Raw genomic sequence first — 24,741 nt, 5'->3', positions numbered from 1 at the left:
CCACGCGCCCGAGGTGCTGCTCCTGGCGGCGGGCGGCATCGCCGATGGCCGCGGGCTGGCGGCGGCCCTCATGCTGGGCGCCGATGGCGTGCTGATCGGCTCGCGCCTCTGGGCCTCGGACGAGGCGCAGGTGAGCGAGGCGATGACCGAGGCCGCGATTGCCGCCACCGGGGATCAGACCATCCGCTCCACCGTGATGGATGCCGCGCGGGGCCTGCGCTGGCCCGGCCGCTACACCGCGCGGGTGCTACGCAATCCGATCACGGACCGCTGGCACGAGGATCCGGATGGATTGCGCGCCGACCCGGCCGCACAGGCTGACTGGGCGGCGGGCTGGACCGAGGGCGACCCCGCGCGCGCCAATACATTCGTCGGCGAGGCGACAGGGCTGATCCACGACCGCCCGCCCGTGTCCGAGATCATCGAGAGCATGGTGCGGCAGGCCGAGGCGCTGTTGCTCCGCGCGCCGGGGCTGGATTGAGGGCGCGGGAGTTGGGTATTTTTGCCAAGAAGAATCCGCCTGTCATGTCAATCGTGCATGGCGGTGCAATCTTAGCTGAATGGACGATGGGATGACCCTAAGGCACCGGCTGACAAACGAGATCGCGGCGCGCGAGGCGGATCTGGTGGCGCTGACGCAAGACCTGATCCGCATCCCGACGCTGAACCCGCCGGGCGAGAACTATCGCGACATCTGCGACTATCTCGACCGGCGGCTGACAAAGGCGGGGTTCGCAACCGAAATGATCCGCGCCCATGGCGCACCCGGTGACAGCGACCGGCATCCGCGCTGGAACATCGTCGCCCGGCGCGAGGGCACGCGCCCCGGCGCTTGCGTGCATTTCAACAGCCATATCGACGTGGTCGAAGTGGGCCATGGCTGGACCGTAGAGCCCTTCGGCGGTGAATTGCGTGAGGGCCGCATCTACGGGCGCGGCTCCTGCGACATGAAGGGCGGGCTGGCGGCGAGCATTGTCGCGGTGGAGGCGTTCATCGCCATCTGTCCCGACTATGCCGGAGCCATCGAGATCAGCGGCACGGCGGATGAGGAATCGGGCGGTTTCGGTGGCGTGGCCTATCTGGCGGAGAAGGGATATTTCAGCCCCGACCGTGTCAGTCACGTCATCATCCCCGAACCCCTGGGCAAGGACCGCATCTGTCTGGGCCATCGCGGCGTCTGGTGGGCCGAGATCGAGACCCATGGCGAGATCGCCCATGGCTCGATGCCGTTCCTGGGCGATTGCGCGATCCGCCACATGGGCGCGGTGATCGAGGCGATGGAGACCCGGCTCTTCCCCGCGCTCGCGGCCCGGCGCACCGAGATGCCGGTGGTCCCCGAGGGCGCGCGGCAATCGACGCTCAACATCAACTCCATCCATGGCGGCGAGCCGGAGCAGGACGCCGATTATACCGGCCTGCCCTCGCCTTGCGTGCCGGACCGCTGCCGCATGGTGATCGACCGGCGGTTCCTGATCGAAGAGGATATCGGCGCGGTCGAGAACGAGGTGCGCAGCGTGCTCGAGGCGGTGCGCGACGGGCGGCCCGGATTCGACTATACGATCCGCGAATTGCACCGCGTCCTGCCCACCATGACCGAGCGCGACGCGCCGGTGGTCGGGGCCGTTGCGCAGGCGGTGGCCGAGGTCTTTGGCCACGAGGCCGATTACGTGGTCAGCCCCGGCACTTATGACCAGAAACATATCGACCGGATCGGCCGGCTGAAAAACTGCATCGCCTATGGCCCCGGCATTCTCGATCTGGCGCATAAACCGGATGAATACGTGGGCGTTGGCGACATGTTACAATCAGCGCAGGTCATGGCGCTCACCCTCGATGCCTTGTTGGGCGGCTGATTTCACTGTTCTTCAAATACTCATGAGGGATCGCGCATGACAAATGCTGACAATCTGAGTATTTTTGGAACGATGAAGACGCTCAGGTCTCGATCGCTATATTGTCGATGAGTCGCACCCCGGCAAGCCATGCTGCGGCAAAAAGTCGGGCCGGGCGCGTTGGTGCATTCAATGACAAGAGATCATCCTGCGCCCGCAGGTCAAGGTAGTCGACTCCCGTAAAACCTGCCCGCGTGAGCCGCGCGATCGCCTCTGCCTTGAGGGCATCAAAGGGTCTGCCGTCCCGCAGCCCCTCAGCCACGCGCTCCATCGTTTCATGAAGCACCGGGGCCCTGGTGCGGGCACGGTCCGACAAGAGCAGGTTGCGTGACGACATGGCGAGGCCATCGATCTCGCGGATCGTGGGGCAGCCATGCACCGTGACGGGAATGTCCAGATCGCAGGCCATGCGCCGCACGACCATCAATTGCTGAAAATCTTTCTCTCCGAAGAACGCGTCGGTTGCCCCCGTCTGCGTGAAGAGTTTGGTCACAACCGTGGCCACACCGTCAAAGTGCCCCTTTCGATGCGCGCCTTCCATGACATCCGTCAGGCCCGCGACCGAAACCGTCGTGGCGAAGTGCGGCGGATACATCTGATCGCCATCCGGAACCCAAAGGGCATCGACCGCATAGCGCTCCAGCTTGCGCGCATCCTCTTGCTCGGTCCTAGGGTAATTCTTCAGGTCCTCGGGATTGTTGAACTGCCTCGGATTGACGAAAATGGTGACGATCACCCGATCACAACGCGCTTTGGCCGCAGCCACGAGCGACAGATGCCCGTCATGCAGTGCCCCCATCGTGGGCACGACACCGATTGTCTCGCCGGCACGTATCCATGGGCGGGTCGCAGACCGAAGAGCGCTCAGGTCGCGCAGAATAGGCGCCGTCATTAACCGGACGCCTTGTCAGAGAAGGTATGCTCTGGCGCCGGGAACGTGCGGGCGCGGACGTCTTCTGCATAGGCCTTGATGGCAGCCTCACCATCTGCGCCCAATGTGCCGTAACGCTTGACGAATTTGGGCTTGAACGCGGTAAAGAGGCCGAGCATGTCATCGACGACAAGAACCTGACCGTCGCAACCATTCGATGCCCCGATTCCAATCGTTGGAATTGGAATTTCCGCAGTGATCCGGTCCGCGAGAGTCGCCGTTACCTTTTCGAGCACGACCGAGAACGCCCCGGCATCGCTGACCGCGCGGGCATCTGCCAGGAGCGCCTCGGCCGCATCGCCCCGCCCCTGCACCTTGTAGCCGCCAAGCGTGTTGATCGACTGCGGCGTGAGGCCGATATGCGCCATCACGGGGATACCGCGCGCCACCAGAAACCCGATGGTCTCGGCCATGTGCCGCCCGCCTTCGAGCTTGACCGCCGCCGCACCGGTTTCGGACATCACCCGCGACGCGTTGCGAAAGGCCTGTTGGGGGCTCTCCTCATAGGATCCAAAGGGCATGTCGATCACCAGCATGGCGCGGGACAACCCACGCGCGACGGCGCGCCCGTGCAGGATCATCATGTCTAGCGTCACGCCAAGGGTCGATGGCAGCCCGTGCAGGACCATGCCGACGCTGTCGCCCACCAGCACGACATCGCAATGTGCATCCATCATCTGTGCCATTGGCGTCGTATAGGCCGTGAGGCTGACAATAGGCGTGCCGCCCTTCATGGCCCGGATATCGTCGGGCAGCGGGGCGGTCTTGTGGGAAGTGGCGCTCATGGTGTCATCCGGTCAATTCTGCGTTGCGGCGTAGGGTATCAAGGGCCGAAACGAAAATCCACCGTTCAGTTTCCACCCTCAAAACGGATGCAGGTCGCTTTCGTGCAGCGTTGCGTCGGCTGAGCTTCGCGTGATTTGGCAGGATTGATAAACATCGCCCAAACACTGCATACCCCAAGGGAGTCGCATGCCATGAAAACTCAGGTCAAAGCCCTCGTCGTCGGCGGCGGTGCCGTCGGCACCTCCATCGCCTATCATCTGGCCAAAGCCGGCTGGGACGACGTCATGCTGCTGGAACGCGACGAGCTGACCTCTGGCTCCACATGGCATGCGGCGGGGCTCCTGCCGCTCTTCAACATGTCCTACGCCACGACCCATATCCACAAGTATTCGGTCGATTTCTACAAGGAGCTCGAGGAAGAGACCGGGCTCAACGCCGGGTTCGCCGTGGTCGGCAACCTGCGCATGGCGCAAACCGACGCGCGCATGGACGAATACATGCTCTACGCCTCGACCGCCGAGACCTGCGGCGTCGCCTATGAATGGCTGACCCCGGAGCAGATCAAGGACCGCTGGCCGCTGATCGAGACCTCCGACCTCAAGGGCGCGATCTATCACACCGAGGACGGCTACATTAACCCCGCCGACGTGACGCAGGCGATGGCCAAGGGCGCGCGGCAGCGGGGCGTGATGATCGAGCGCAAATGGCAGGCCGATGCGTTCCACTGGAATGGCACCCATTGGGAAGTGACCTGCACCAAGATGGTCGAAAAGGGCGGCAACCTCGTGCCCTCGGACGAGCAGATCGTGATCACCGCCGAGCATGTCGTGACAGCTTCGGGCAACCACGCGCAGACCACCGCCAAGAAGCTGGGCATCAAGATCCCCGCGATCCCGGTCGAGCACCAGTTCATCGTGATGGACAAGGACCCTGCGCTGATGGACTACCGCGCAGGTGGCGGGCAGGAGCACCCGGTCGTGCGCGACGCCGACGCGCAGAGCTATGTGCGCGAAGAGCGTGGCGGCTGGATTCTCGGGGTTTATGAGAAGAACGCCCCCGCGTGCTTTGAATATGGCGTGCCCGACAGCTTCCGCGCCGATCTCTTCCCGCTCGACCTGGAACGGATCGAAGAGCAATACATGGCGATGATCCATCGCATCCCGTCCTGCGAGGAATCGGGGCTCAAGGACGATTTCAACGGCCCGATCTGCTACACGCCCGACGGCAACCCGCTGGTCGGCCCCGCGCCGGGCCTGCGCAACATGTGGCTGGCCGAGGGCTTCAGCTTCGGCATCACCGCAGCAGGCGGCACCGGCTATTACCTCGCGCAACTGATGGTCGACGGCGAGGCCGAGATCGACATGGCGAGCCTCGATCCCAAACGCTATTCCTCGAACTGGATGACCACCGAGTTCGCCGCACGCAAGAACGAGGAGGCCTATGACCACGTCTATATCCTCCACCACCCAGATGAAGAGCGCCCCGCCGCCCGTCCGCTGCGGACCGCCCCGGCCTATGACCGGCAAAAGGCGCGCGGCGCACAATTCGGCTGGGTCAATGGCTGGGAGCGGCCCAACTATTTCGGGCCTCTCGACGCACCGGACACCTTCGACCACGACGCCCGCAGCTTCCGCCGCGGCGGCTGGTGGCAACATGCCGTGGACGAGGCCAAGGCGATCCGCGAGGGCGTCGGCCTGATCGACGCCACGGCCTTTACCAAGCACGTGGTCAAGGGGCCGGGGGCAACCGCCTTCCTCGACTGGTTTACCTGCAACAAGCTGCCCAAGGTTGGCCGCATCAACCTGACCTATGCGCTCACAGATCACGGCACCACCCGCACCGAATACACCATCGTGCGCCTCAAGGAGCACGAGTATTACCTCGTCTCCTCCGGCGGCTGGACGGAATACGACGCCGACTACATGCGCAAGGCGGCCGAGGATATGGCCCCGGATTTCGGCTATATCGAGATCCAGGACGTGACCACGCAGCACGGCGTCTTCGCCATCGCCGGTCCGAAATCGCGCGACGTTCTGGGGGAGGTCATCAAGGACGCCGACCCGGCAACGGCGCTGTCCAACAAGCGGTTCCCCTGGCTGTCGGCACGGCAGATCGAACTGGGTATGTGCCCGGTCAACGCGATCCGCGTCGCCTATACCGGCGAGCTGGGCTGGGAATTGCACCACCCGATCGAGATGCAGAACTACCTCTTCGACCTGCTCGAAAAAGCGGGCGAAAAGCATGGGATGAAGCTGGTGGGCGCGCGCGCGCAAAACTGGCTGCGGCAGGAGAAATCCTATCGCGCTTTCGGCAACGAGTTGGGGCGCGACGCCACCCCGCTCGAGGCCGACCTGCCCCGCTTTGTTGATCTCGACAAGGACTTCCGCGGCAAGGACAAGCTGGTTGAGACCGGGGTGCGGGTGAAATGCTGCACGCTGCTCATCGACGGGCCCGAGGATGCCGACCCGTGGGGCCGCGAAGTGCTCTATACCGAGGATGGCACCCGCGTCGGTCGCCTGACCTCGGGCGGCTATTCGGTGGCCTTCGGCAAGTCCATCGGCATGGGCTACGTCAAACCCGAAATGGCGGTCGAGGGCACAACGCTCAAGGTCAAGATGCTCGACCGGCTCTGGGACGCGACCGTGACCTGCGACAGCCCCTATGACCCGAAGAACGAGACCATCCGCAAGGATGGGTGAAACCAGCAGGGGGCGCCTTTGGGTGCCCCCTCATTTTTCGTGCTGGCGCAACCATCTGCGCCACGCGCCCTCCGACCCGCGAAACACGTTGATATCGACGCCCCCCTCGACCCCCGGCACGATCCCGGTGCCGGTATATTGCCAGAACACCCAAGGGTGACCGGGGTAGACCTTATCAGGTGTTCTCGCGACAGAGCGCAGCCAGAACTCCGCCCGCACCTGTCCGATGCCGGTCTGCGCATAGAATTCCGGCGTGGTGTAGATGATCGGGCGCTGACCGTAATGGCGCTCGACGATATCAAGGAAAATCTCGGCCTGCCGCCGCACCTCCGCCCCCGGCGGGCGCACCACGCAGGTGGGCGAAAACGGGTTCCACTCCATATCGAGCACGGGCGGCAACGCCTTGCCCCGGCGCGGCACGTTCTGGATGAACCACCGCGCCTGCACCTCCGGTGCCGTGCAGAAATAATAGAAGTGATAGGCGCCGCGCGGCACACCGTGGCGCGCCGCCAGCTGCCAGTTGCGGTCAAATTTCAGGTCCTTGAGGTCACCGCCCTCGGTCGCCTTGATATAGGCGAACGCCACGCCCGAAAGTTTCACCCGCCGCCAGTCGATGTCATCCTGGAACCGCGCCACGTCGATGCCATGCACCGGATAATTGCCCGGGCCGCGCGGCCCGAAATCCACCGGATCGTAATCACCGAACCGGTCTGCCGCGAGGCCCGGAGCGGCCATCATCAGCCCGAAGCAGAACAGAACCACACGCAGCATCAATGCCTCCCCGGATCGGATACCCGCGCCCCGACCTTAGACCGGATGCGTCACCGCAGTCAGCCGATTTCGTTCAGGTCAGGCATTTTCCGCCAGTTCGTCATAGCAGGCGATCGCCTTGGCGGCATACATCATCGCCGGGCCGCCGCCCATCTGGATCGACATCGCGAGCACATCGCCGACCTCTTCGCGGGTCGCCCGGGCGCGGATCAGCGCCTCCATGTGCAGGGCGATGCAGGGCTCGCATTTGGTCGCCACCGCGATACCGAGCGCCACGAATTCCTTGGTCTTGAAGTCGAGCATGCCGCCTTCCTTGACGGCCTTGCCAAGCCCGCCAAAGGCGCGGGCGGTATCGGGGATGAGCGCGTTGAGGCGGCGCAAATCCTGGCGTGTGGTGTCAATGGTCTTGGACCAGCTCATGTCAGGGCCTTTCTGTGACTGCATTTGCAGTTGCAGAAACCATCCCCGGCGCGGCTTGGCCTTGATCCAGATCAGCCGCGGTGTTCGGCCACCAGAAAGAGGTTGTTGGCGGGCATTTCTCGAGGGCTGTTTACAGTCAATCCCTCTGCAACCAGCCACCCCTCCACCTCGGCCAGATCCTTGTAGCCGATGGCCGGGTCCTGCGCCATCAGGCTCGCGTGAAACCGCGCGTCACCCTCGGACGTGGCCTGCCCGTCGCGCAGAAAGGGACCGTAGATCGCAAAGCGCCCGCCCCGGGCAAGAGCTTGCGCCGCCTCGGTGACAATCCTGCGGGCCTCGGGCGTGCTGATGAGATGCAAGAGGTTGATCAGCACGATCAGCGCCTGACCGGACTGCTGTACGCTCCACCCTGCCTCAGTCGCATCGAGCGCCATGGACGGGCGCAAATTCGGCAGATCAGCCTCGGCCGCATAAGCGTCGATGCTGGCACGACGCGCCGGATCGATCTCAGTCGGTTGCCAGATGAGGCCCGGGGTCACCGTCGCAAACGCAACCGCATGCTGCCCCGTACCGCTGGCAATCTCGAGCGCCCGACCATCGGACGGAGCGATGTCAGCAAGCGCGGCGGCTATGGCCTCACAGTTGCGTTCCGCCGAAGGCGCATGAAGCTTTGCCCCGTCCCCGGGATGCGCGATCGAGGCCGTTGGCGGCAGGCTCCGGCGCGACATGATCTCAGCCCTCTTCCGTGCGATCAGTGGCCGGGGGCGGCGCCGGGGTGAGTGCTGCAAGCCGCGCATAGAGCGCATCCTCCATGTCGAACTCAATGGCAGCCAGCGACGGCGCGATCTGCGTCGCCGACCGGCCCGAGATGAGCGGCACCGGCCCGGCGGGATGGTTTGCGGCCCATGCGACGGCAAGCGTCGCCGGATCGGTGCCAAGCTCTGCCGCGATTTCGACCAATGCCACCGCTGCCTCGCGCATCCAGTCCTGACCGTAGCGGACCGCATAGCGTTCATTGCCCGTCAGCCGCCCGGTCTCGCCGCGCGCATACTTGCCGGTGAGCAGACCGCCCGCCAGCGGCGAATACCCGGCCACGACCATGCCCTCAGAGGCCGCCATCGGCAGGATTTCCACCTCGGCCTGCCGTTTGACAAGGCTGTACATCGGTTGCAGGATCGAGATTGCCAGATCAAACCGCGCCGCGATACAGGCCGCCTTCATCACCTGCCAGGCCGCGAAATTCGACAGGCCCACATGGCTGATCTGACCGCGCGATTTCAGCTCCGCGAAACATTCCAGCGTTTCCTCAAGCGGGGTGTCGGGATCAAATCGGTGCAAATACAGAATATCGACATGATCCATCCCGAGCCGCCAGCGCGAAAGATCGAACTGCGCACGGATATTGTCGGCCCCGGCGCCCCCCGAGTAGCCCGCCTTGGTGGCGATCACCAGCCGGTCGCGATGCGGTGCTGCAAACTGGCCCAGCAGGGTTTCGGACGCGCCATCGGTATAAAGATGTGCGGTGTCGAAATGGGTGATCCCCGCAGCGAGACAATCGTCGAACATGGCGCGCGACGCGCCCTCATCCGCCGCATCGCCGAATTGCATGGTGCCAAAGGCAAACCGGCTGGCCGGGGTTCCGTCGGGGGAAGTGATCTGTGTGCTCATGGTCCGAACAGTGGCATGTGCGCCCGGTGAAGAAAAGGTGCCACCTTGCATCTTGCGGGCAAGAGTCATAGGCGGATGCGGAGTGAATGCGCCCCAAGGAGCCCGCCCGCATGAAGATGCACGAGACCTTCATCAAGCCGATGCACCCCGAGGGGCGCAAGTTCGTGGCGATCTTTGCCGCGATCACGCTGGTCCTGTTCATGCTCTGGGATGTGCTGGGATGGGTGGGCGTCGGCCTCACCGTATGGTGCTATTATTTCTTCCGCGATCCCGAGCGCGTGACTCCGCAGCGCCCCGGCCTGATCGTCAGCCCGGCAGACGGGATCGTGTCGCTGATCGAGCCTGCGGTGCCGCCCGCCGAATTGGGCCTGCCCGACACGCCGCTGACCCGGGTGAGCGTGTTCATGAGCGTCTTCAACTGTCACGTGAACCGCGCCCCGGTGGCGGGCAAGGTCCGTGCCGTCGCGTATCGCCCGGGCAAGTTTCTCAACGCCTCGCTCGACAAGGCGAGTGCCGATAACGAACGCAACGGCATCGTGATCGAGATGGAGGGTGGCCGCCTGTTGCCGGTGGTGCAGATCGCCGGGCTGGTGGCGCGGCGCATCGTCTGTTTCGTGGACAAGGGCGGCGCGCTGTCGCGCGGCGAGCGCTTCGGGCTGATCCGATTCGGATCACGGCTCGATGTCTACCTGCCCGATGGCGTGGTGCCGCAGGTGCGCGTGGGGCAGACCATGGTCGCAGGCGAAACGGTAATGGCGGAGCTTGAGACGTGACAAAACCCCCGCGCAATACTCCCCGCAAAGAGGTCACGCTGGCGCAGCTTCTGCCCAACATGCTGACCGTGGCGGCGATCTGCGCGGGTGTCACGGCGATCAGGCTTGGGGTCCAGGGCGATTACGTGCGCGCGGTGCAGCTTCTTCTGATCGCGGGCGTGCTCGATGGGCTCGACGGACGTCTGGCGCGGCTCTTGCGCAGCAGCAGCGCCATGGGGGCCGAGCTCGATTCTCTGGCGGACTTCCTCAATTTCGGCGTCGCGGCCCCGCTGGTGATCTATTACTGGGGCTTGCAGGACGCGCGTCACGCGGGCTGGATCGCGGTGCTGTTCTTCGCGGTCTGCTGCGTGATGCGGCTGGCGCGCTTCAACGTCAGCGCCAAGGAAGAAGGTGCCAAGGGTGGCTCAGGGGCCTATTTTGAAGGTCTTCCCTCGCCCGCAGGCGCGCTTTTGGCGATGCTGCCGATGTTCGTGACCTTTGCCGTGCCGGGCATGCCGCACCCGCCTGCGATCCTTGTCGGGATCTACATGGCGGGCGTCGGCCTGCTGATGATCTCGCCGGTGCCGGTCTGGTCGTTCAAACGCACCAAGATCTCGCGCGAGAACGTCAAGTTCTTCCTATTGGGCTTTGCCTGTGTGGCCGCCGCGCTCGTGCTCTTTACCTGGGCCGCGCTGATCGTGATGTGTCTGGCCTATGTCGCGGTCGTGATCTGGGCGGCCTTGATCTGGTATCCAAAGGACCGATCTGACTGAGAGGTGAAAACGAGGTGAGCGATGGAACTTGACGCGGTAAAGAACTCCTACGCCCGATGGGCGCCTGTCTATGACGCGACCTTTGGCCGGATCACCCATGCCGGGCGGCGCGAGGCGGTGCGCCATATCAACACGCGCGGCGGGCGCGTGCTCGAGGTGGGCGTCGGCACCGGGCTGTCGCTCGACACCTACGATCCCAGCCTTCAGGTCACAGGCTTCGACTACAGCGAGGACATGCTGCGCAAGGCACGAAGACGGGTCGCGCAGCGCGGCCTCACCCATGTCGAGGCGCTGCACCAGATGGATGCGCGCGACCTCGATTTCCCCGATGCCAGTTTTGACACGGTCGCGGCGATGCACGTCCTTTCGGTGGTGCCCGAACCCGAACAGGTGATGACCGAAATCGCCCGCGTGCTGCGCCCCGGCGGGCAGGTGGTGATCACCAACCATTTTCGGCACGAACGCGGGGTCTGGGCCGGTCTCGCCCGCGCCGCCGCGCCGCTGGAGCGGGTCTTGGGCTGGCATTCGGATTTCGAGATCGACACCGTCCTGCAAGACCCGCGCCTGCACATGGTCACCCGCCGCGACCTGCCGCCGATGGGGATGATGACCTTTCTGGTGCTGGAAAAGCGGGTGAATTGAGCCGCGCCCTCGCATGTCCGCGGGCAGGCGATCCGGCTGTGTTTCAATGCGCTTTATGTCTGCTGTCCCGCAAATCCCTGATCGGCGCGCTAACTTGGAAAAATCGCCTGCCCGGGGGGCGAACATGCGATGGCGCGGCGGCCTATGGCCTCGATTCCGCGCCGATGCCAAGCATCCGAGGTCCGCTCCGAATAATTCGTTGTGCCGATCGCCTGCTTGATCGCATCACAACCATCGTCACCTGACAAAGAAAGGCCGCGCCGAACCCGGCACGGCCAACGCTTCACAAGACCAGCGGGTTCAGTTCGGGATTTGCCCGCTGATCCCTTCCACGTAGAAATCCATCCCCAGAAGCGTGCCGTCATCCGCGACCTCGCCCTCGGCCAGCCATGCGCTGCCGTCCTGACGGTTGATCGGGCCGGTGAACGGGTGATACTCGCCCTCCGCCATCGCCTGCTTGAGCGCGAGCGCCTCGTCCCGCACGTCCGCAGGCACCGCATCGGTGATCTCGCCGATCTTGACCATGCCCTTGTCGATGCCCTGCCAGACCTGCTGGCTCTCCCATGTGCCATCCATCACCGCCTGCGTGCGCGCGATGTAATAGGGTGCCCAGTTGTCGATGATCGAACTGACCCGCGGCAGTGGCTTGTATTCCGCCATGTCCGAGGCTTGCCCGAAGGTGATGACATCGCCGGCCTTTTCCGCCGCCGCCTGCGGCGCGGTCGAATCGGTATGTTGCAGGATCACGTCCGCGCCCTGCTCGATCAGCGCAGTCGCGGCATCCGCCTCCTTCGCCGGATCGAACCACGTATAGGCCCAGATGATCTTGAACTCGATCTCGGGGTTGACCTTCTTGGCATGAAGATAGGCGGCGTTGATGCCGCGAATGACCTCGGGGATCGGGAACGAGGCGATATAGCCGACGATGTTCGACTTGGTCATCTTGCCCGCGATATGCCCCTGCACCGCGCGCCCCTCGTAGAACCGCGCCGAATAGGTCGAGAGATTGGGCAGGGTCTTGTAGCCGGTGGCATGCTCGAATTTCACATTCGGGAACTTCTCGGCCACAGCCACCGTCGGCTCCATGAAGCCAAAGGAGGTTGTAAAGATCAGGTCCGCACCCTGCAACGCCATCTGCGTGATCGCACGTTCGGCATCGGCGCCCTCGGGCACGCTTTCCTGATAGACGGTCTCGACCTGATCGCCAAAGTGTTCCTCGATGGCCAGGCGTCCCTTGTCATGCTCATAAGTCCAGCCACCATCGCCGATCGGGCCGACATAGATAAAGCCGACCTTGGTCGTGTCCTGCGCCACGGCCCCGGTCGCAAGGCCAAGCGCGAGCGCGGCCGAGGTCAAAAGATGCGTGAGTTTCATGCGTGTCTCCCTGTCATGGTCTTATTGCGAGGCGTGAAAGATGCGGCCCAATGAGGCGGGCGCGCGGGATTTGTCGCCTGCCATGATGACCAGCACGAGGATGGTGATCAAGTAGGGCGACATGGAAAGATATTCGACCGGGATGGCAAAGCCCGCCGCTTGCAGGTTGAGCTGCAACACCGTGACCCCACCAAAGAGCCACGCCCCGAGCAGAACCCGGCCCGCCTTCCACGAGGCAAAGACCACGAGCGCGAGCGCGATCCACCCGGCACCCGCCGTCATGCCTTCGGTCCATTGGGGCACGCGAATAAGGCTGATATAGGCTCCGCCCAACCCGGCGCAGGCCCCGCCGAAAAGGATCGCCGCAACCCTAATGCGCACCACCTTGTAGCCAAGCGCATGGGCCGCATCATGGTTCTCGCCCACCGCGCGCAGGATCAGCCCGGCGCGGCTGTACTTGAGCATCCACCAGATCAGCCCCACCAGCGCGAGGCCGAAATACACCATCAGATCATGCGAAAAGAGCACCCGGCCCAGGAACGGAATATCGCCAAGCAGGGGGATATCAAGCCTGGCCACGGGCGGCGGCTTGATCCCCACATAGCCCTGCCCCAGCAGCGACGACAGGCCGAGGCCAAAGAGCGTCAGTGCCAGACCGCTCGCCACCTGATTGGCGAGCGCCACTTGCGTGAGAGCCGCGAACAAGAGCGCCAGCACCGCGCCGCCCCCCGCCGCCGCGACAAAGCCGAAGGCAGGCGAGCCGGAATTGACCGCCACCGCAAAGCCGCAGATCGCCCCGGTGATCATCATCCCCTCGACCCCGAGATTGAGCACGCCCGCGCGCTCCACCACCAATTCGCCCAGGGCGGCCAGCAGGATCGGCGTCGCCGCGACCATCAGCGAGGCGAGCAGCAGTTCGGGGCTGATTGATCCCATATCCATCACGCCACCTCCCGCCTAGCCAGTCGGATGCGGTAGTTCGTCAGCACATCCACCGCCAGCAGGAAAAACAGCAGCATGCCCTGAAAGAGCTGAATCGCGGCGGCGGGCAGCCCCATGTTGGATTGCGCGATCTCACCGCCGATATAGGTCAGCGCCATCAAAAGCCCCGCCAGCAAAATGCCCAGGGGATGCAAGCGCCCGAGAAAGGCCACGATGATCGCGGTGAACCCATAGCCCACGTTGAAATCAATGCTCACCTGCCCAGCCGGGCCGGACACCTCGAACATCCCCGCCAGCCCCGCCAGTGCCCCGGCGGTGCCAAGGCACACCAGCACCAGCCGCGCCGGGCGCACCCCGGCGAACCGTGCGGCGCGCGGGGCCTGCCCGGTCAGACGAATGTGATAGCCAAGGCTATGCCGCGTCAGCAGCACATAGGCAAAGATCACCGCGATGAACGCCGCCACAACGCCCCAATGCATGCCGGTGCCTGTGATCAGTTCGGCATTATGCGCGCTCTCGTATTGCCGCAGGTTGCGCGAGCCGGGAAACCCCATGCCCTCGGGGTTCTTCATCGGCCCGAGCGCCATCGCCGCGAGCAACTGCTCTGCCACATAGACCAGCATCAACGACACCAGAATTTCATTGGTGCCAAAGCGCAGCTTCAACACCGCCGGGATCATCGCCCATCCCCAACCGCCAAGCGCCCCGGCCAGCACCATCAGCGGAAAGATCAGAACGCTTTCAGTGGGGTAAAACGCAAGCCCCACCCCCGCGCCCGTGAGCGCACCGACAATATACTGCCCCTCGGCCCCGATATTCCAGATCCCCGCCCGAAACCCGAGGCTGAGGCCGATGGCAATCAGGATCAGCGGCGCGCCCTTGATCAAAAGCTGCGGGCGGTAATAAAACGCGAACTCACCGAATAGCGGCTGCCAGAAGATCGTGGCGATCGCCTCGACCGGGTCCTTGCCGAGCGCGGCAAAGAGCGCACCCCCCGCCAGCATGGTGATCACCACCGCCAGAAGGGGCGTCACCCATGTCCAGAGGCGCGAGGGCTGCGGGCGCTTTTCCAGCTTCAACATGGAGCGCCCCGGGGGTTCTTTATGGCAAAAATACTCAAATCCGACGGCTCAGACATGCGCCACCTCCATGCCATGCGCGCCGCCCATCATCAGGCCGATTTCTTCCACATTCAGGTCCTGCGCGGGCCGGATCTCCGACAGCCGCCCCTCGTTGAGCGCGCCGAACCGGTCCGAGATTTCCATCAACTCGTCGAGATCCTGACTGATGCAGAGGATCGCGGCCCCATTGGCCGCCAGATCGAGCAGCGCCTGCCGGATCGCGGCGGCGGCGGCGGCATCGACGCCCCATGTCGGCTGATTGACCACCAGCACGCGCGGCCGTTGCAGCACCTCGCGCCCGATCACGAATTTCTGCAAGTTACCGCCCGACAGCGCCCGCGCCGCCACATCGGGCCCCGGCGTGCGCACATCGAACCGCTCGATGATGGCACGCGCAAACGCCCGCGCCGCCCCCCAACGGATAAAGCCGCGCGCGGTCAGGTTCTCGCGCTGCGCCCCGGTCAGAAAGGCATTTTCCGTCAGGCTCATATCCGGGGCGGCGGCATGGCCCAGCCGTTCCTCGGGCGCGGCCAGCAGACCCAGCCCGCGCCGCGCGGTCGGACCAAACCGGCCTACGGCCGTGCCATGCAGCCGGATCGCCTCTGCGTCGCTCGGCAATTCCCCCGACAGAGCCGCCAGCAACTCGTCCTGCCCGTTGCCCGCCACACCCCCAAGGCCCAATATCTCGCCCGCCTGCACGCTCAGATGAATATCCTTGAGCGCGGTGCCGAAGGCCGAGGGCGAGGCGACCGACAGCCCGGTGATTTCAAGCGCCACCTCCCCCGGCGCCCGAGGCGCGCGTTCCGGCGCGGCAAAACTGCTGCCAACCATCATTTCGGCCATTTCGCGCGCCGAGGTCTCGCGCGGCAGGCAGGTGCCAACGTTACGCCCCTGCCGCAGGATCGTTGCCTGATCGCACAGGCTGCGGATCTCTTCCAGCTTGTGAGAGATATAGAGGATCGCAACGCCCTCGGCGCTCAGCTTGCGCAGGGTCTGGAACAGGATCTCCACCTCCTGCGGGGTCAGCACCGATGTGGGCTCGTCCATGATCAACAGGCGCGGCTCCTGCAACAGGCAGCGGATGATCTCGACCCGCTGCCGCTCACCCGCCGACAGATCGCCGACGATGCGCCCGGGATCGAGCGGCAGGCCATAGGTCTCCGACACCTCCCTGATCCGGGTGGCGAGGTCGCGCAGGCGCGGCGGCTCTTCCATGCCGAGGGCCACGTTCTCGGCCACGCTCATCGCCTCGAACAGCGAGAAATGCTGAAACACCATCGCCACGCCCGCCTTGCGCGCCGCATGCGGGTCGGGCGGGGTGTAGGGCGCGCCATGCAGGGTCATCGCGCCGCTATCGGGCTTCACGAGGCCGTAAATCATCTTGACCAGCGTCGATTTGCCCGCGCCGTTCTCGCCCAACAGCGCATGCACCTCGCCCTCGATGATATCGAAGGACACGGCGTCATTGGCGACAACACCGGGATAGGCCTTGGTCAGGCCCGAAATACTGAGCAGCGGCGTCGTCACGCGGTTGTCCCCTGATGGCGGGCGGCAGGTGCTTTCACCCTCTTCAGTAGCGCAGTGGCGGTGCCGACGGCAATGGCTTGCGGCCTTCATAAGAAATCCGAGCGGTTCAACAGTCACAGATTGCGCGTGTTTTTGGCACTAACGCCGCACTCGCCAAGGCACATGGCTGAAACGGCTATGCCTCACGCCCGACAAGGCCGCACCAAAACCGCCCGGAATGGAAGCGGCACCTTTCGCTTTCCCGGCCTCAAAGCTAGGGTAGTTCCATGAGCGCCAATCCCCGATTCATTCACCTGCGTGTCCACACCGAATATTCCCTGCTCGAAGGGGCGGTGCGGCTCAAGAAGCTGCCAGGTCTGTGCGAGGCGGCGGGCATGCCCGCCGTGGCCGTCACCGACTCGGGCAACATGTTCGCCGCGCTTGAGTTTTCCGTCTCGGCGCAGGCGGCGGGCGTGCAGCCGATCATGGGCTGTCAGGTGGATCTCGAATATGTCGCCACAAGCCCCGGAGAGCGGATCAAGCCGCCCGCGCCGGTGGTCCTGCTGGCGCAGAACGAGCGTGGCTACGAAAACCTGATGAAGCTCAATTCCTGCCTCTACCTGCGGGGCGACGGGCAATTGGCGCATGTCACGGTCGAGGAGCTGGCCGCCCACGCCGAAGGTGTAATCTGCCTGACCGGCGGGCCCGACGGGCCGGTGGGGCGGCTCTTGCAGGGCGGACAGCGCCCGGCAGCCGAGGCGTTGATGGGGCGGCTGGCAAAGGCGTTCGGCGACCGGCTCTATGTCGAGTTGCAGCGTCATCCAGGCGACAGCGGCGCACCCGAATCCGAGCGGCTGACCGAGCGCGGCTTTGTCGAGATGGCCTATGCGATGGACCTGCCGCTGGTGGCCACCAACGATGTCTATTTCCCCAAATCCGACATGTACGAGGCGCATGATGCGCTCCTCTGCGTGGCCGACGGGGCCTATGTCGATCAGAGCGAGCCGCGCCGCCGCCTGACGCCGCAGCATTACTTCAAATCGCAGGAAGAGATGGTCGCGCTCTTCGCCGATCTGCCCGAGGCGCTGGAAAACACTGTCGAGATCGCCAAGCGCTGTGCCTTCGGCTGCTACCGGCGCGACCCGATCCTGCCGCGTTTTGCCGATGACGAGGTCGACGAATTGCGCCGTCAGGCACGCGCCGGGCTTGAGGCGCGGCTTGCCGTCATCCCCCACGCCGCCCCGGTCGAGGACTATGAAAAACGGCTCGATTTCGAGCTGGGCATCATCGAGGGGATGGGCTTTCCCGGCTATTTCCTGATCGTCGCCGATTTCATCAAATGGGCCAAGGAGCAGGATATCCCGGTGGGGCCGGGGCGTGGGTCAGGGGCCGGTAGCCTCGTGGCCTATGCGCTCACCATCACCGATCTCGACCCGCTGCGCTACTCGCTGCTATTCGAGCGGTTTCTCAACCCCGAGCGGGTGTCGATGCCCGACTTCGATATCGACTTCTGCATGGATCGCCGCGAGGAGGTGATCCAGTATGTGCAGGAGAAATACGGCCGCGACCGGGTCGGGCAGATCATCACCTTCGGTGCCCTGCTCTCCAAGGCCGCGGTACGCGATATCGGCCGGGTGCTGCAAATGCCCTATGGGCAGGTGGATCGCCTGTCCAAGATGATCCCGGTCGAGGGCGTCAAACCGGTCAGCATCTCACAGGCGCTGACGCAGGAAGAGCGGCTGCGCGAGGCCGCGAAATCCGAGGAGGTGGTAGACCGGCTGCTGAATTACGGCATGAAGGTCGAAGGGCTGTTGCGCAACGCCTCGACCCATGCCGCGGGGGTGGTGATCGGTGACCGGCCACTGGATGAGCTGGTGCCGCTTTACCAAGACCCACGCTCTGACATGCCCGCCACGCAGTTCAACATGAAATGGGTCGAACAGGCGGGGCTCGTGAAGTTCGACTTTCTGGGCCTGAAAACTCTGACCGTGATCCAGAACGCGATTCAACAGATCCACAACGAGGGGCGCGACCTGCATATCGCCGCCGATGGCAGCACCATCTACGAGCCGTTCCCGGGGGCCGAGAACGACATCGGGCAAATCCCGCTCGACGACGAAAAGACCTACGAGCTTTACGCCCGAGCGCGCACCGTCGCCGTGTTCCAGGTGGAAAGCTCGGGCATGATGGACGCGCTCAAGCGGATGAAACCCACCTGCATCGAGGATATCGTGGCCCTCGTCGCGCTCTACCGGCCCGGCCCGATGGAGAACATCCCGAAATATTGCGAGGTCAAGAACGGGCTGAGCGAACGCGACGACCTGCACGCGTCGGTCGATCATATCCTCGACGAGACGCAGGGCATCATCGTCTATCAGGAACAGGTGATGCAGATCGCGCAGGAGATGGCGGGCTATTCCTTGGGCGGTGCCGACCTGCTGCGCCGCGCCATGGGCAAGAAGATCCAGGAGGCGATGGACGCCGAGCGCCCGAAATTCATCGCCGGGGCCAAGGCAAACGGCGTCGACGACGCCAAGGCGCTGGAGGTGTGGAACCTTCTGGACAAGTTCGCCAATTACGGCTTCAACAAATCCCACGCCGCCGCCTATGCGGTGGTCAGCTATCAGACCGCATGGCTGAAGGCCAATCACCCGGTGGAATTCATGGCCGGTGTGATGAATTGCGATATTCACCTCACCGACAAGCTGGCGGTCTATTTCCAAGAGGTCAAAAAAGGGCTGGCGCTTGACTGGGCCGGGCCCTGCGTGAACCGCTCTGAGGCCACGTTCGTGGTCCGCCAAGGCACGCTGCACTACGCGCTCGGTGCGCTCAAGAACGTCGGTGTCGAAGCGATGAAGCTGATCACCAAGGGGCGCGGCGACCGGCCGTTTGTTACGCTCTACGACGTGGCACAGCGCGTTGATCTCAAGCGGGTCGGCAAACGCCCCTTGGAAATGCTGGCACGCGCCGGGGCATTTGACGCGCTCGACCGCAACCGCCGCCGGGTGTTCGAGAGCATCGAGGCCCTGATGAATTATTCCGCCGCCATCCAGGAACAGAAGAATTCCAGTCAAGTCTCGCTTTTTGGTGAAGCGGGTGACGACTTGCCCGAGCCGCGCCTCGTGCCGGTCGAGGACTGGCTGCCCGCCGAACGCCTGACCGAGGAATTCAAGGCCGTGGGCTTTTACCTCTCCGGTCATCCGCTCGATGACTACATGACCGTGCTCAAGCGGCAGGAGGTCAAGACACTGGACGAAGTGACCGCCCGCGCCGAACAGGGGCCGTTTCTGGCCACGATGGCGGGCGTCGTCGCCGGGCGGCAGGAGCGTAAATCGGCGCGCGGCAATCGCTTTGCCTTTGCGCAACTTTCCGACACCACCGGCGGCTACGAGGTCACGATCTTTTCCGATGTGCTTGAGAAATCACGCGATTTTCTGGAGACCGGTGCACAAGTGGTGATCACCGCCGAGGCCACGATGGAGAGCGATCAGTTGAAACTGCTGTGCCGGGGCGTCCAACCGATTGACGGGATGGTTGCGGGCGCGGCTGCGGTCGGCCTGCGCATCTTCGTGGATCAGCCCGGGGCCATCGGCTCCATCGCGACGGTGCTCCAGAATGCGGCTAGATCGGCAAAGGGCGCTCAGCCCGGCCCGATTCATTTCTGCCTGATGGGTCAGGGCCTTCCCGGCGAGATCGAGGTGGATAGCGGCGTGGAATACCCCGTTACCCCCCAGATCAAGGGCGCGATCAAGAGCCTGAGTGGCGTGGTGATGGTCGAGGAAATCTGAAACACGCCTCACGTCATCCCGGGCCTGACCCGGGATCTCTGCGCCCCAAGAGACCCCGGATCAAGTCCGGGGTGACACGGGCCTTTACACGTCCGTGTCAATAATGCGGCGGGCGCTCGTCGCCGAGGAACACGCTGCCCTCATTGTCCTCGCGCCGGGCCGCCTCACGCTCCAGCAGCATCTGGACGCGCCCGCGCAGCCAGTCGATCTCGCGGTCCTGCCGCGCGATGACATCCGACAGGTCATCGACGCTGCGCATGAGATGGGCGAGTTTCTCTTCCAGATCGGTCATCGCATCGCCTTACGCGCGCGGGCGGGCGCGGTCAATCATCGAGCAATCATCGAGCCCGCCTTGCCCCCGCGCGGCCCTTCGGCTAGACCGCGCCACGACAGCCGCCGCAAGGACGACACCCATGGCCAAGCCCAAGAAACAGCCCCGCCCCAAGGCCGAAACGCCCAAGGGGTTCCGCGATTATTTCGGCGCGGATGTGACCGAGCGCGCCGCGATGCTGAACGCCATCGCCGGGGTCTATCATCGCTACGGGTTCGACGCGCTGGAGAGCAGCGCAGTGGAGACGGTCGAGGCTTTGGGCAAGTTCCTGCCCGACGTGGATCGCCCCAACGACGGGGTCTTTGCCTGGCAGGACGAAGACGAGAAATGGCTGGCGCTGCGCTATGACCTGACCGCGCCGCTGGCCCGCGTCTACGCCCAACACCGCAACGATCTGCCGACGCCCTACCGGCGCTACGCCATGGGCCCGGTCTGGCGCAATGAAAAGCCGGGGCCGGGACGGTTTCGGCAATTCTACCAATGCGATGCGGATACGGTGGGCACGGCGTCGATGGCGGCGGATGCCGAGATCTGCGCCATGCTGGCCGATGCGCTGGAAGAGGTCGGCATCCCGCGCGGCGACTACGTGGTGCGGGTGAACAACCGAAAGGTTTTGAACGGGATCATCGACAAGGTAATGGATCGCGCATTCGCTCCCGATCAGCAGGAAGGCGATCCTGCCGTGATTGAAAGAGCGATGAAGGTTGGGCAGCAAAGGGTTTATGAAATAACTGACGACATCATGCGAACTCTCGACAAGTTTGATAAGGTCGGTGTTGAAGGTGTTGCCGAGTTACTTACTGACGGCAGGAAAGATGCATCGGGAGCATTCATTCCCGGATTGAAGATGCCGCCGGTAGCCGTCGAAAGTTTGGTAAAGTTCCTAGGGGCAAAAGCCGACGACAATTCCCAAACTGTAGCGAACTTACGCAATCTCGTTGAAGACTCTCCCCAAGGCGAGGAAGGCGTTGCCGAACTCGAACAGATCGCCGATCTTCTGGCTGCCCAAGGCTACGGCCATGACCGTATCGTCATCGACCCCTCCGTCGTGCGCGGCCTCGGCTACTATACCGGCCCGGTCTTCGAGGCCGAACTGACCTTTGAAATCCTTGACGAAAAGGGCCGCCCGCGCCAGTTCGGCAGCGTTGCGGGCGGGGGCCGTTATGACGACCTCGTGGCGCGCTTCACCGGGCAGCAGGTGCCCGCCGTGGGCGTCTCCATCGGCGTCGATCGCCTCCTCGCCGCCCTGCGCGAAAAGGGCCGCATCGGGGGCGAGGCGCAGGGGCCCGTGGTCGTCACCGTGATGGATCGCGACCGCATGGCCGATTATCAGGCAATGGTGGGCGAACTCCGGCAAGCGGGCATCCGCGCCGAGGTCTATCTCGGCAACCCCAAGAACTTCGGCAACCAAATGAAATACGCCGACCGGCGCGGCAGCCCGGTAGCGATCATCGAGGGCGGCGACGAACAGGCGCGCGGCGTGGTGCAGATCAAGGATCTAATCCTCGGCGCGCAGATCGCCGAGAATGCCACGCTTGAGGAATGGAAGGAACGCCCCAGCCAATACGAGGTGCCGCGCGATCAACTGGTCGAAAAAGTCCGCGACATCCTGACGGGGCAAAGCTGATGCCGGACCGTGCCGCAATCCGCGCCGAGGCCGCGCGCCTGCGTAGCCTCTTCGAGGCGGCGGGCGCTCTGCCCGTTGAAACCTCTGTCCTGCAACCCGCCGAGGTGCTGCTTGATCTCTATGGCGAGGATATCCGCGCCCGCGCCTACGTGACCTCGGACGCCCTGCGCGGCGAGCAGATGCTGCGCCCGGATTTCACCGTGCCGGTGGTGCAGATGCATATGGAGCACGGCGCCGAACCCGCGCGCTACACCTATTCCGGCGAGGTGTTTCGCCGTCAGGAAGAGGATGCCGCCCGCGCCAATGAATACACGCAAGTGGGATTCGAGATCTTCGAGCGCGCCGCGCCCGAAGCGGCGGATGCCGAAGTTTTCTCGATGTTTTTCAATATCCTGCGCCCGCTTGGCCTGCGCGCCGCAACCGGTGATATCGGCATCCTCATGGCTGCGGTCGAGGGGTTGCGCACGACCGAGCGGCGCAAGGCCGCGCTCAGGCGGCATATTTGGCGGCCCCGCCGGTTTCGCGCGCTGATCGACCGGTTCTCGGGCAAATCCCCGGTGCCCGAGCAGCGCGCGGCGCTCCTCGCCGCCGCAGAGCCGATGGCCGGGGCCGAGCCGATGATCGGACTGCGCGGCCCGGATGAAATATCAAGCCGGATCAACGCATTGCGCGAGGATGCGCAGACCGCCCCGATCTCCGCCGCCGAGGTCGAACTGCTCGATGCCGTGCTGGCGGTGCGCGAAACCAGCGACAACGCGCTGGAACGGCTGCGCGACATCGCCGTGGACCTGCCCGCGATTCAGGGCGCGGTGGACCGTCTGGCCAAACGGCTGGAGGCGCTGACGGCGCGCGGGCTGGACATCACCAAACTGGATTTCGAGGCCAGCTACGGGCGCACGCAGATGGAATATTACGACGGCTTTGTCTTTGGGTTCTATGCAGAAAGGCGCCCCGACCTGCCCCCCGTGGCGACCGGCGGGCGCTATGACGCGCTGACCCGGCAACTGGGGCAAGGGCGCGAGATTCCGGCCGTGGGCGGGGTGATCCGCCCCGGTCTGGCGCTGAGCCTTGGGGGTGCGACATGACCCTGAAACTGGGGGTGCCGTCCAAGGGGCGGCTGATGGAAAAGACCTTTGACTGGTTCGGCAAGCACGGCATCGAACTGGGCCGCGCCGGATCAGAGCGCGAATATGCGGGCTTTGTCCAGGGCATCGACAATGTTGAGCTTATCCTGCTGTCGGCCGGAGAAATCCCACGCGAACTGGCCGCCGGGCGCATTCATCTGGGCGTGACCGGCACCGATCTGGTGCGCGAAAAACTTGGTCAATGGGAAAACAAGGTCGGCGAACTGGCCGAACTGGGCTTCGGGCAGGCCGATCTGGTGCTGGCGGTGCCGCGCTGTTGGGTAGATGTCAGCCATCTCGACGACCTTGACGCCGCCGCCGCCGCGTTCCGGCTAAAGCACGGATTTCGCTTGCGCATTGCCACGAAATATCACCGCCTCGTGCGCGATTTCCTGCGCGAGAACGGGGTGGCCGATTATCAGCTGGTCGACAGTCAGGGCGCGACCGAGGGCACCGTCAAGAACGAGACCGCCGAGGCGATTGCCGATATCACCTCGACCGGCGACACGCTGCGCGCCAACCATCTGAAAACATTGGAAGACGGGCTGATGCTGAAATCTCAGGCGACGCTCTTCAAGTCACGCGTAGCCGCGATGGAGGATGCCGACCGGCACACGCTGCGGGCGCTCAAGGACAGACTTCGGCTCGACTGAGATGTGCAGGCATGTGCTCATGCAAAAAGGGCGGCCCGGCTGGACCGCCCCTCGCATGTGTCGCACCCAAGATCAAAAGCGGAATGTCGCCCGCGTCTGAAGGGTGGTTGCTTCGACATCGGTATTCGCTGTGCCGAAGTCATCGAACTGGTGATACAGCAGCTCGCCGCCAAGCGAGATGTTCTCGGTGATCATATGCTCGTAGCCACCGCCAATGAACCAGCCATCGTCGTCTCCGATGTTATCGGTATCTGCCCAGGCATAGCCGGTGGTGCCATAGGCGAGGCCCTGCCCGATCTTGTAGCCGCCGCGCAGCTTGGCCCGAAACACGTTCTCGACGCTGGCATTGGCACCCGACAGGCTGATATCGGCAAAGTCGTAATCAGCACCGGCGCCAACGACCCAATTGTTGCCCAGATCAAAGTCATACCCGAGATTGACACCGCCGATGAGGTCATCGCCATCAACGCCGGCAAGGTCGGTATCGACCCAGGCCCAGCCGATCTGACCACCCCCATAAAAGCCGGTCCAGTTCGGACTCGCGGGGGCGACAGGCACCACGGGCGCCTCGACCACCGGTTCGGGCGCCGGCTCTTCGATATTGCCTGCAAGAGCGGGGCTCGCCAGCAGGGCCGCTCCAGTTGCGAGTGCTGTTGTTGTCTTCAACATGTTCTCTTCCTTTCACTCTGTTCGATTGCCCCGGCCGGGGAAAGAAAATGCCGGGGCAGCCACGGTTGCTACCGTTACCGTGCATATCGGTCTTGGTATCCACTCCGACAAGGGTGACACAACGGGGCCGGGGTCACACTCCTTTGAGTGGCACAGACATGCTGAAAAGCCTCGAAAATCGGCGGATAATCGCAAGCGCGTGTTGAAAATGCGCAACCCTGCGTAGAAAATTCAATATGCCGTCTTGAACGCCAAACAACATTTTGACGCGG

Annotated in this window: 22 protein-coding genes; 10 read left to right on the top strand and 12 right to left on the bottom strand. The window is 64.1% G+C overall.

Annotated elements, in window-relative coordinates; genetic code table 11:
* Together Q0X85_RS05555 and Q0X85_RS05550 are read left to right on the top strand one after the other, a co-directional pair.
* Window positions 1-481 (top strand): nitronate monooxygenase (locus Q0X85_RS05555; protein ID WP_297770098.1); only part of this gene is annotated, 481 nt, incomplete at its 5' end.
* A gap of 91 nt (window positions 482-572) precedes the next feature.
* A complete protein-coding gene (locus Q0X85_RS05550) occupies window positions 573-1,853 on the top strand; it encodes an acetylornithine deacetylase/succinyl-diaminopimelate desuccinylase family protein (RefSeq protein ID WP_297770095.1) in 1,281 nt (426 codons plus the stop codon).
* 82 nt (window positions 1,854-1,935) lie between these two features.
* On the opposite strand, the gene panC is transcribed toward Q0X85_RS05550, so the two are convergent.
* Complete coding sequence (gene panC / locus Q0X85_RS05545; RefSeq protein WP_297770092.1) at window positions 1,936-2,784, bottom strand: pantoate--beta-alanine ligase; 849 nt, start codon at window positions 2,782-2,784, stop codon at window positions 1,936-1,938.
* Window positions 2,784-3,608, bottom strand: a complete 825-nt coding sequence (gene panB, locus Q0X85_RS05540) for a 3-methyl-2-oxobutanoate hydroxymethyltransferase (RefSeq protein ID WP_297770090.1) — start codon at window positions 3,606-3,608, stop codon at window positions 2,784-2,786. Before panB ends, panC begins: the two co-directional genes overlap by 1 nt.
* 192 nt (window positions 3,609-3,800) lie before the next feature.
* On the opposite strand from panB, the gene Q0X85_RS05535 reads away from it, so the two are divergent.
* Window positions 3,801-6,308, top strand: a complete 2,508-nt coding sequence (locus Q0X85_RS05535; RefSeq protein ID WP_297770087.1) for an FAD-dependent oxidoreductase — start codon at window positions 3,801-3,803, stop codon at window positions 6,306-6,308.
* 30 nt (window positions 6,309-6,338) lie between these two features.
* Here Q0X85_RS05535 and Q0X85_RS05530 read toward each other — a convergent pair whose 3' ends face one another.
* The 4 genes from Q0X85_RS05530 to Q0X85_RS05515 all read right to left on the bottom strand — a co-directional run bounded on the left by Q0X85_RS05530 (window position 6,339) and on the right by Q0X85_RS05515 (window position 9,167).
* The gene (locus Q0X85_RS05530; protein WP_297770084.1) at window positions 6,339-7,079 is read right to left on the bottom strand and encodes a GH25 family lysozyme; all 741 of its coding nucleotides are present in this window, start codon (window positions 7,077-7,079) and stop codon (window positions 6,339-6,341) included.
* Between the two features lie 78 nt (window positions 7,080-7,157).
* Window positions 7,158-7,499, bottom strand: coding sequence for a carboxymuconolactone decarboxylase family protein (locus tag Q0X85_RS05525; RefSeq protein WP_297770081.1), 342 nt, complete (start codon window positions 7,497-7,499; stop codon window positions 7,158-7,160).
* A gap of 71 nt (window positions 7,500-7,570) precedes the next feature.
* The gene (locus tag Q0X85_RS05520; protein ID WP_297770078.1) at window positions 7,571-8,227 is read right to left on the bottom strand and encodes a DUF938 domain-containing protein; all 657 of its coding nucleotides are present in this window, start codon (window positions 8,225-8,227) and stop codon (window positions 7,571-7,573) included.
* Window positions 8,228-8,231: 4 nt separating this feature from the next.
* Window positions 8,232-9,167 (bottom strand): aldo/keto reductase, encoded by a 936-nt coding sequence (locus tag Q0X85_RS05515; RefSeq protein ID WP_297770075.1) that lies wholly within the window; start codon window positions 9,165-9,167, stop codon window positions 8,232-8,234.
* Between the two features lie 110 nt (window positions 9,168-9,277).
* Here Q0X85_RS05515 and Q0X85_RS05510 point away from each other — a divergent pair, with 110 nt between their 5' ends.
* Genes Q0X85_RS05510 through Q0X85_RS05500 form a run of 3 tightly spaced genes read left to right on the top strand, consistent with a single transcriptional unit; the run spans window position 9,278 to window position 11,334 of the window.
* The gene (locus Q0X85_RS05510; RefSeq protein ID WP_297770073.1) at window positions 9,278-9,940 is read left to right on the top strand and encodes a phosphatidylserine decarboxylase; all 663 of its coding nucleotides are present in this window, start codon (window positions 9,278-9,280) and stop codon (window positions 9,938-9,940) included.
* Window positions 9,941-9,999: 59 nt separating this feature from the next.
* Window positions 10,000-10,692: a phosphatidylcholine/phosphatidylserine synthase gene (locus Q0X85_RS05505; RefSeq protein WP_297770103.1), complete on the top strand. Its 693-nt coding sequence runs from the start codon at window positions 10,000-10,002 to the stop codon at window positions 10,690-10,692.
* Between the two features lie 21 nt (window positions 10,693-10,713).
* On the top strand, window positions 10,714-11,334 hold the full coding sequence (locus tag Q0X85_RS05500) for a methyltransferase domain-containing protein (RefSeq protein WP_297770070.1): 621 nt from the start codon (window positions 10,714-10,716) through the stop codon (window positions 11,332-11,334).
* 300 nt (window positions 11,335-11,634) lie between these two features.
* Here the strand turns inward: Q0X85_RS05500 and Q0X85_RS05495 are convergent, their stop codons facing one another.
* Genes Q0X85_RS05495 through Q0X85_RS05480 form a run of 4 tightly spaced genes read right to left on the bottom strand, consistent with a single transcriptional unit; the run spans window position 11,635 to window position 16,298 of the window.
* A complete protein-coding gene (locus Q0X85_RS05495) occupies window positions 11,635-12,708 on the bottom strand; it encodes a BMP family ABC transporter substrate-binding protein (RefSeq protein WP_297770069.1) in 1,074 nt (357 codons plus the stop codon).
* Between the two features lie 21 nt (window positions 12,709-12,729).
* Window positions 12,730-13,650, bottom strand: a complete 921-nt coding sequence (locus Q0X85_RS05490; RefSeq protein WP_297770067.1) for an ABC transporter permease — start codon at window positions 13,648-13,650, stop codon at window positions 12,730-12,732.
* Entirely contained in the window at window positions 13,650-14,732 is a 1,083-nt protein-coding gene (locus tag Q0X85_RS05485; protein WP_297770065.1) for an ABC transporter permease, read from the bottom strand. Before Q0X85_RS05485 ends, Q0X85_RS05490 begins: the two co-directional genes overlap by 1 nt.
* Window positions 14,733-14,780: 48 nt before the next feature.
* Entirely contained in the window at window positions 14,781-16,298 is a 1,518-nt protein-coding gene (locus Q0X85_RS05480) for an ABC transporter ATP-binding protein (protein ID WP_297770062.1), read from the bottom strand.
* Between the two features lie 266 nt (window positions 16,299-16,564).
* Here Q0X85_RS05480 and dnaE point away from each other — a divergent pair, with 266 nt between their 5' ends.
* The gene (gene dnaE / locus Q0X85_RS05475; protein WP_297770060.1) at window positions 16,565-20,065 is read left to right on the top strand and encodes a DNA polymerase III subunit alpha; all 3,501 of its coding nucleotides are present in this window, start codon (window positions 16,565-16,567) and stop codon (window positions 20,063-20,065) included.
* Window positions 20,066-20,162: 97 nt separating this feature from the next.
* Here the strand turns inward: dnaE and Q0X85_RS05470 are convergent, their stop codons facing one another.
* Window positions 20,163-20,357 carry a SlyX family protein gene (locus Q0X85_RS05470; RefSeq protein WP_050662312.1) on the bottom strand — a complete coding sequence of 65 codons (195 nt, stop codon included), beginning with the start codon at window positions 20,355-20,357 and terminating at the stop codon, window positions 20,163-20,165.
* A gap of 121 nt (window positions 20,358-20,478) precedes the next feature.
* Between Q0X85_RS05470 and hisS the strand changes: the two genes are divergently transcribed.
* Genes hisS through hisG form a run of 3 tightly spaced genes read left to right on the top strand, consistent with a single transcriptional unit; the run spans window position 20,479 to window position 23,800 of the window.
* Window positions 20,479-22,023, top strand: coding sequence for a histidine--tRNA ligase (gene hisS, locus Q0X85_RS05465; protein ID WP_297770053.1), 1,545 nt, complete (start codon window positions 20,479-20,481; stop codon window positions 22,021-22,023).
* A complete protein-coding gene (locus tag Q0X85_RS05460) occupies window positions 22,023-23,108 on the top strand; it encodes an ATP phosphoribosyltransferase regulatory subunit (RefSeq protein WP_297770051.1) in 1,086 nt (361 codons plus the stop codon). The genes hisS and Q0X85_RS05460 overlap by 1 nt, the downstream gene beginning before the upstream one ends.
* Window positions 23,105-23,800, top strand: a complete 696-nt coding sequence (gene hisG / locus Q0X85_RS05455) for an ATP phosphoribosyltransferase (RefSeq protein WP_297770049.1) — start codon at window positions 23,105-23,107, stop codon at window positions 23,798-23,800. Before Q0X85_RS05460 ends, hisG begins: the two co-directional genes overlap by 4 nt.
* 72 nt (window positions 23,801-23,872) lie before the next feature.
* Here hisG and Q0X85_RS05450 read toward each other — a convergent pair whose 3' ends face one another.
* Window positions 23,873-24,469, bottom strand: coding sequence for an outer membrane beta-barrel protein (locus Q0X85_RS05450; protein ID WP_297770046.1), 597 nt, complete (start codon window positions 24,467-24,469; stop codon window positions 23,873-23,875).
* Window positions 24,470-24,741: the final 272 nt, after the last annotated feature.

Origin of the sequence: uncultured Roseovarius sp., assembly GCF_947259555.1 — a bacterium.
Classification (GTDB): Bacteria; Pseudomonadota; Alphaproteobacteria; order Rhodobacterales; family Rhodobacteraceae; genus Roseovarius.
The sequence above is the reverse complement of the archived record's forward strand: the minus strand, read 5'-3'. Positions and strand labels throughout refer to the sequence as shown.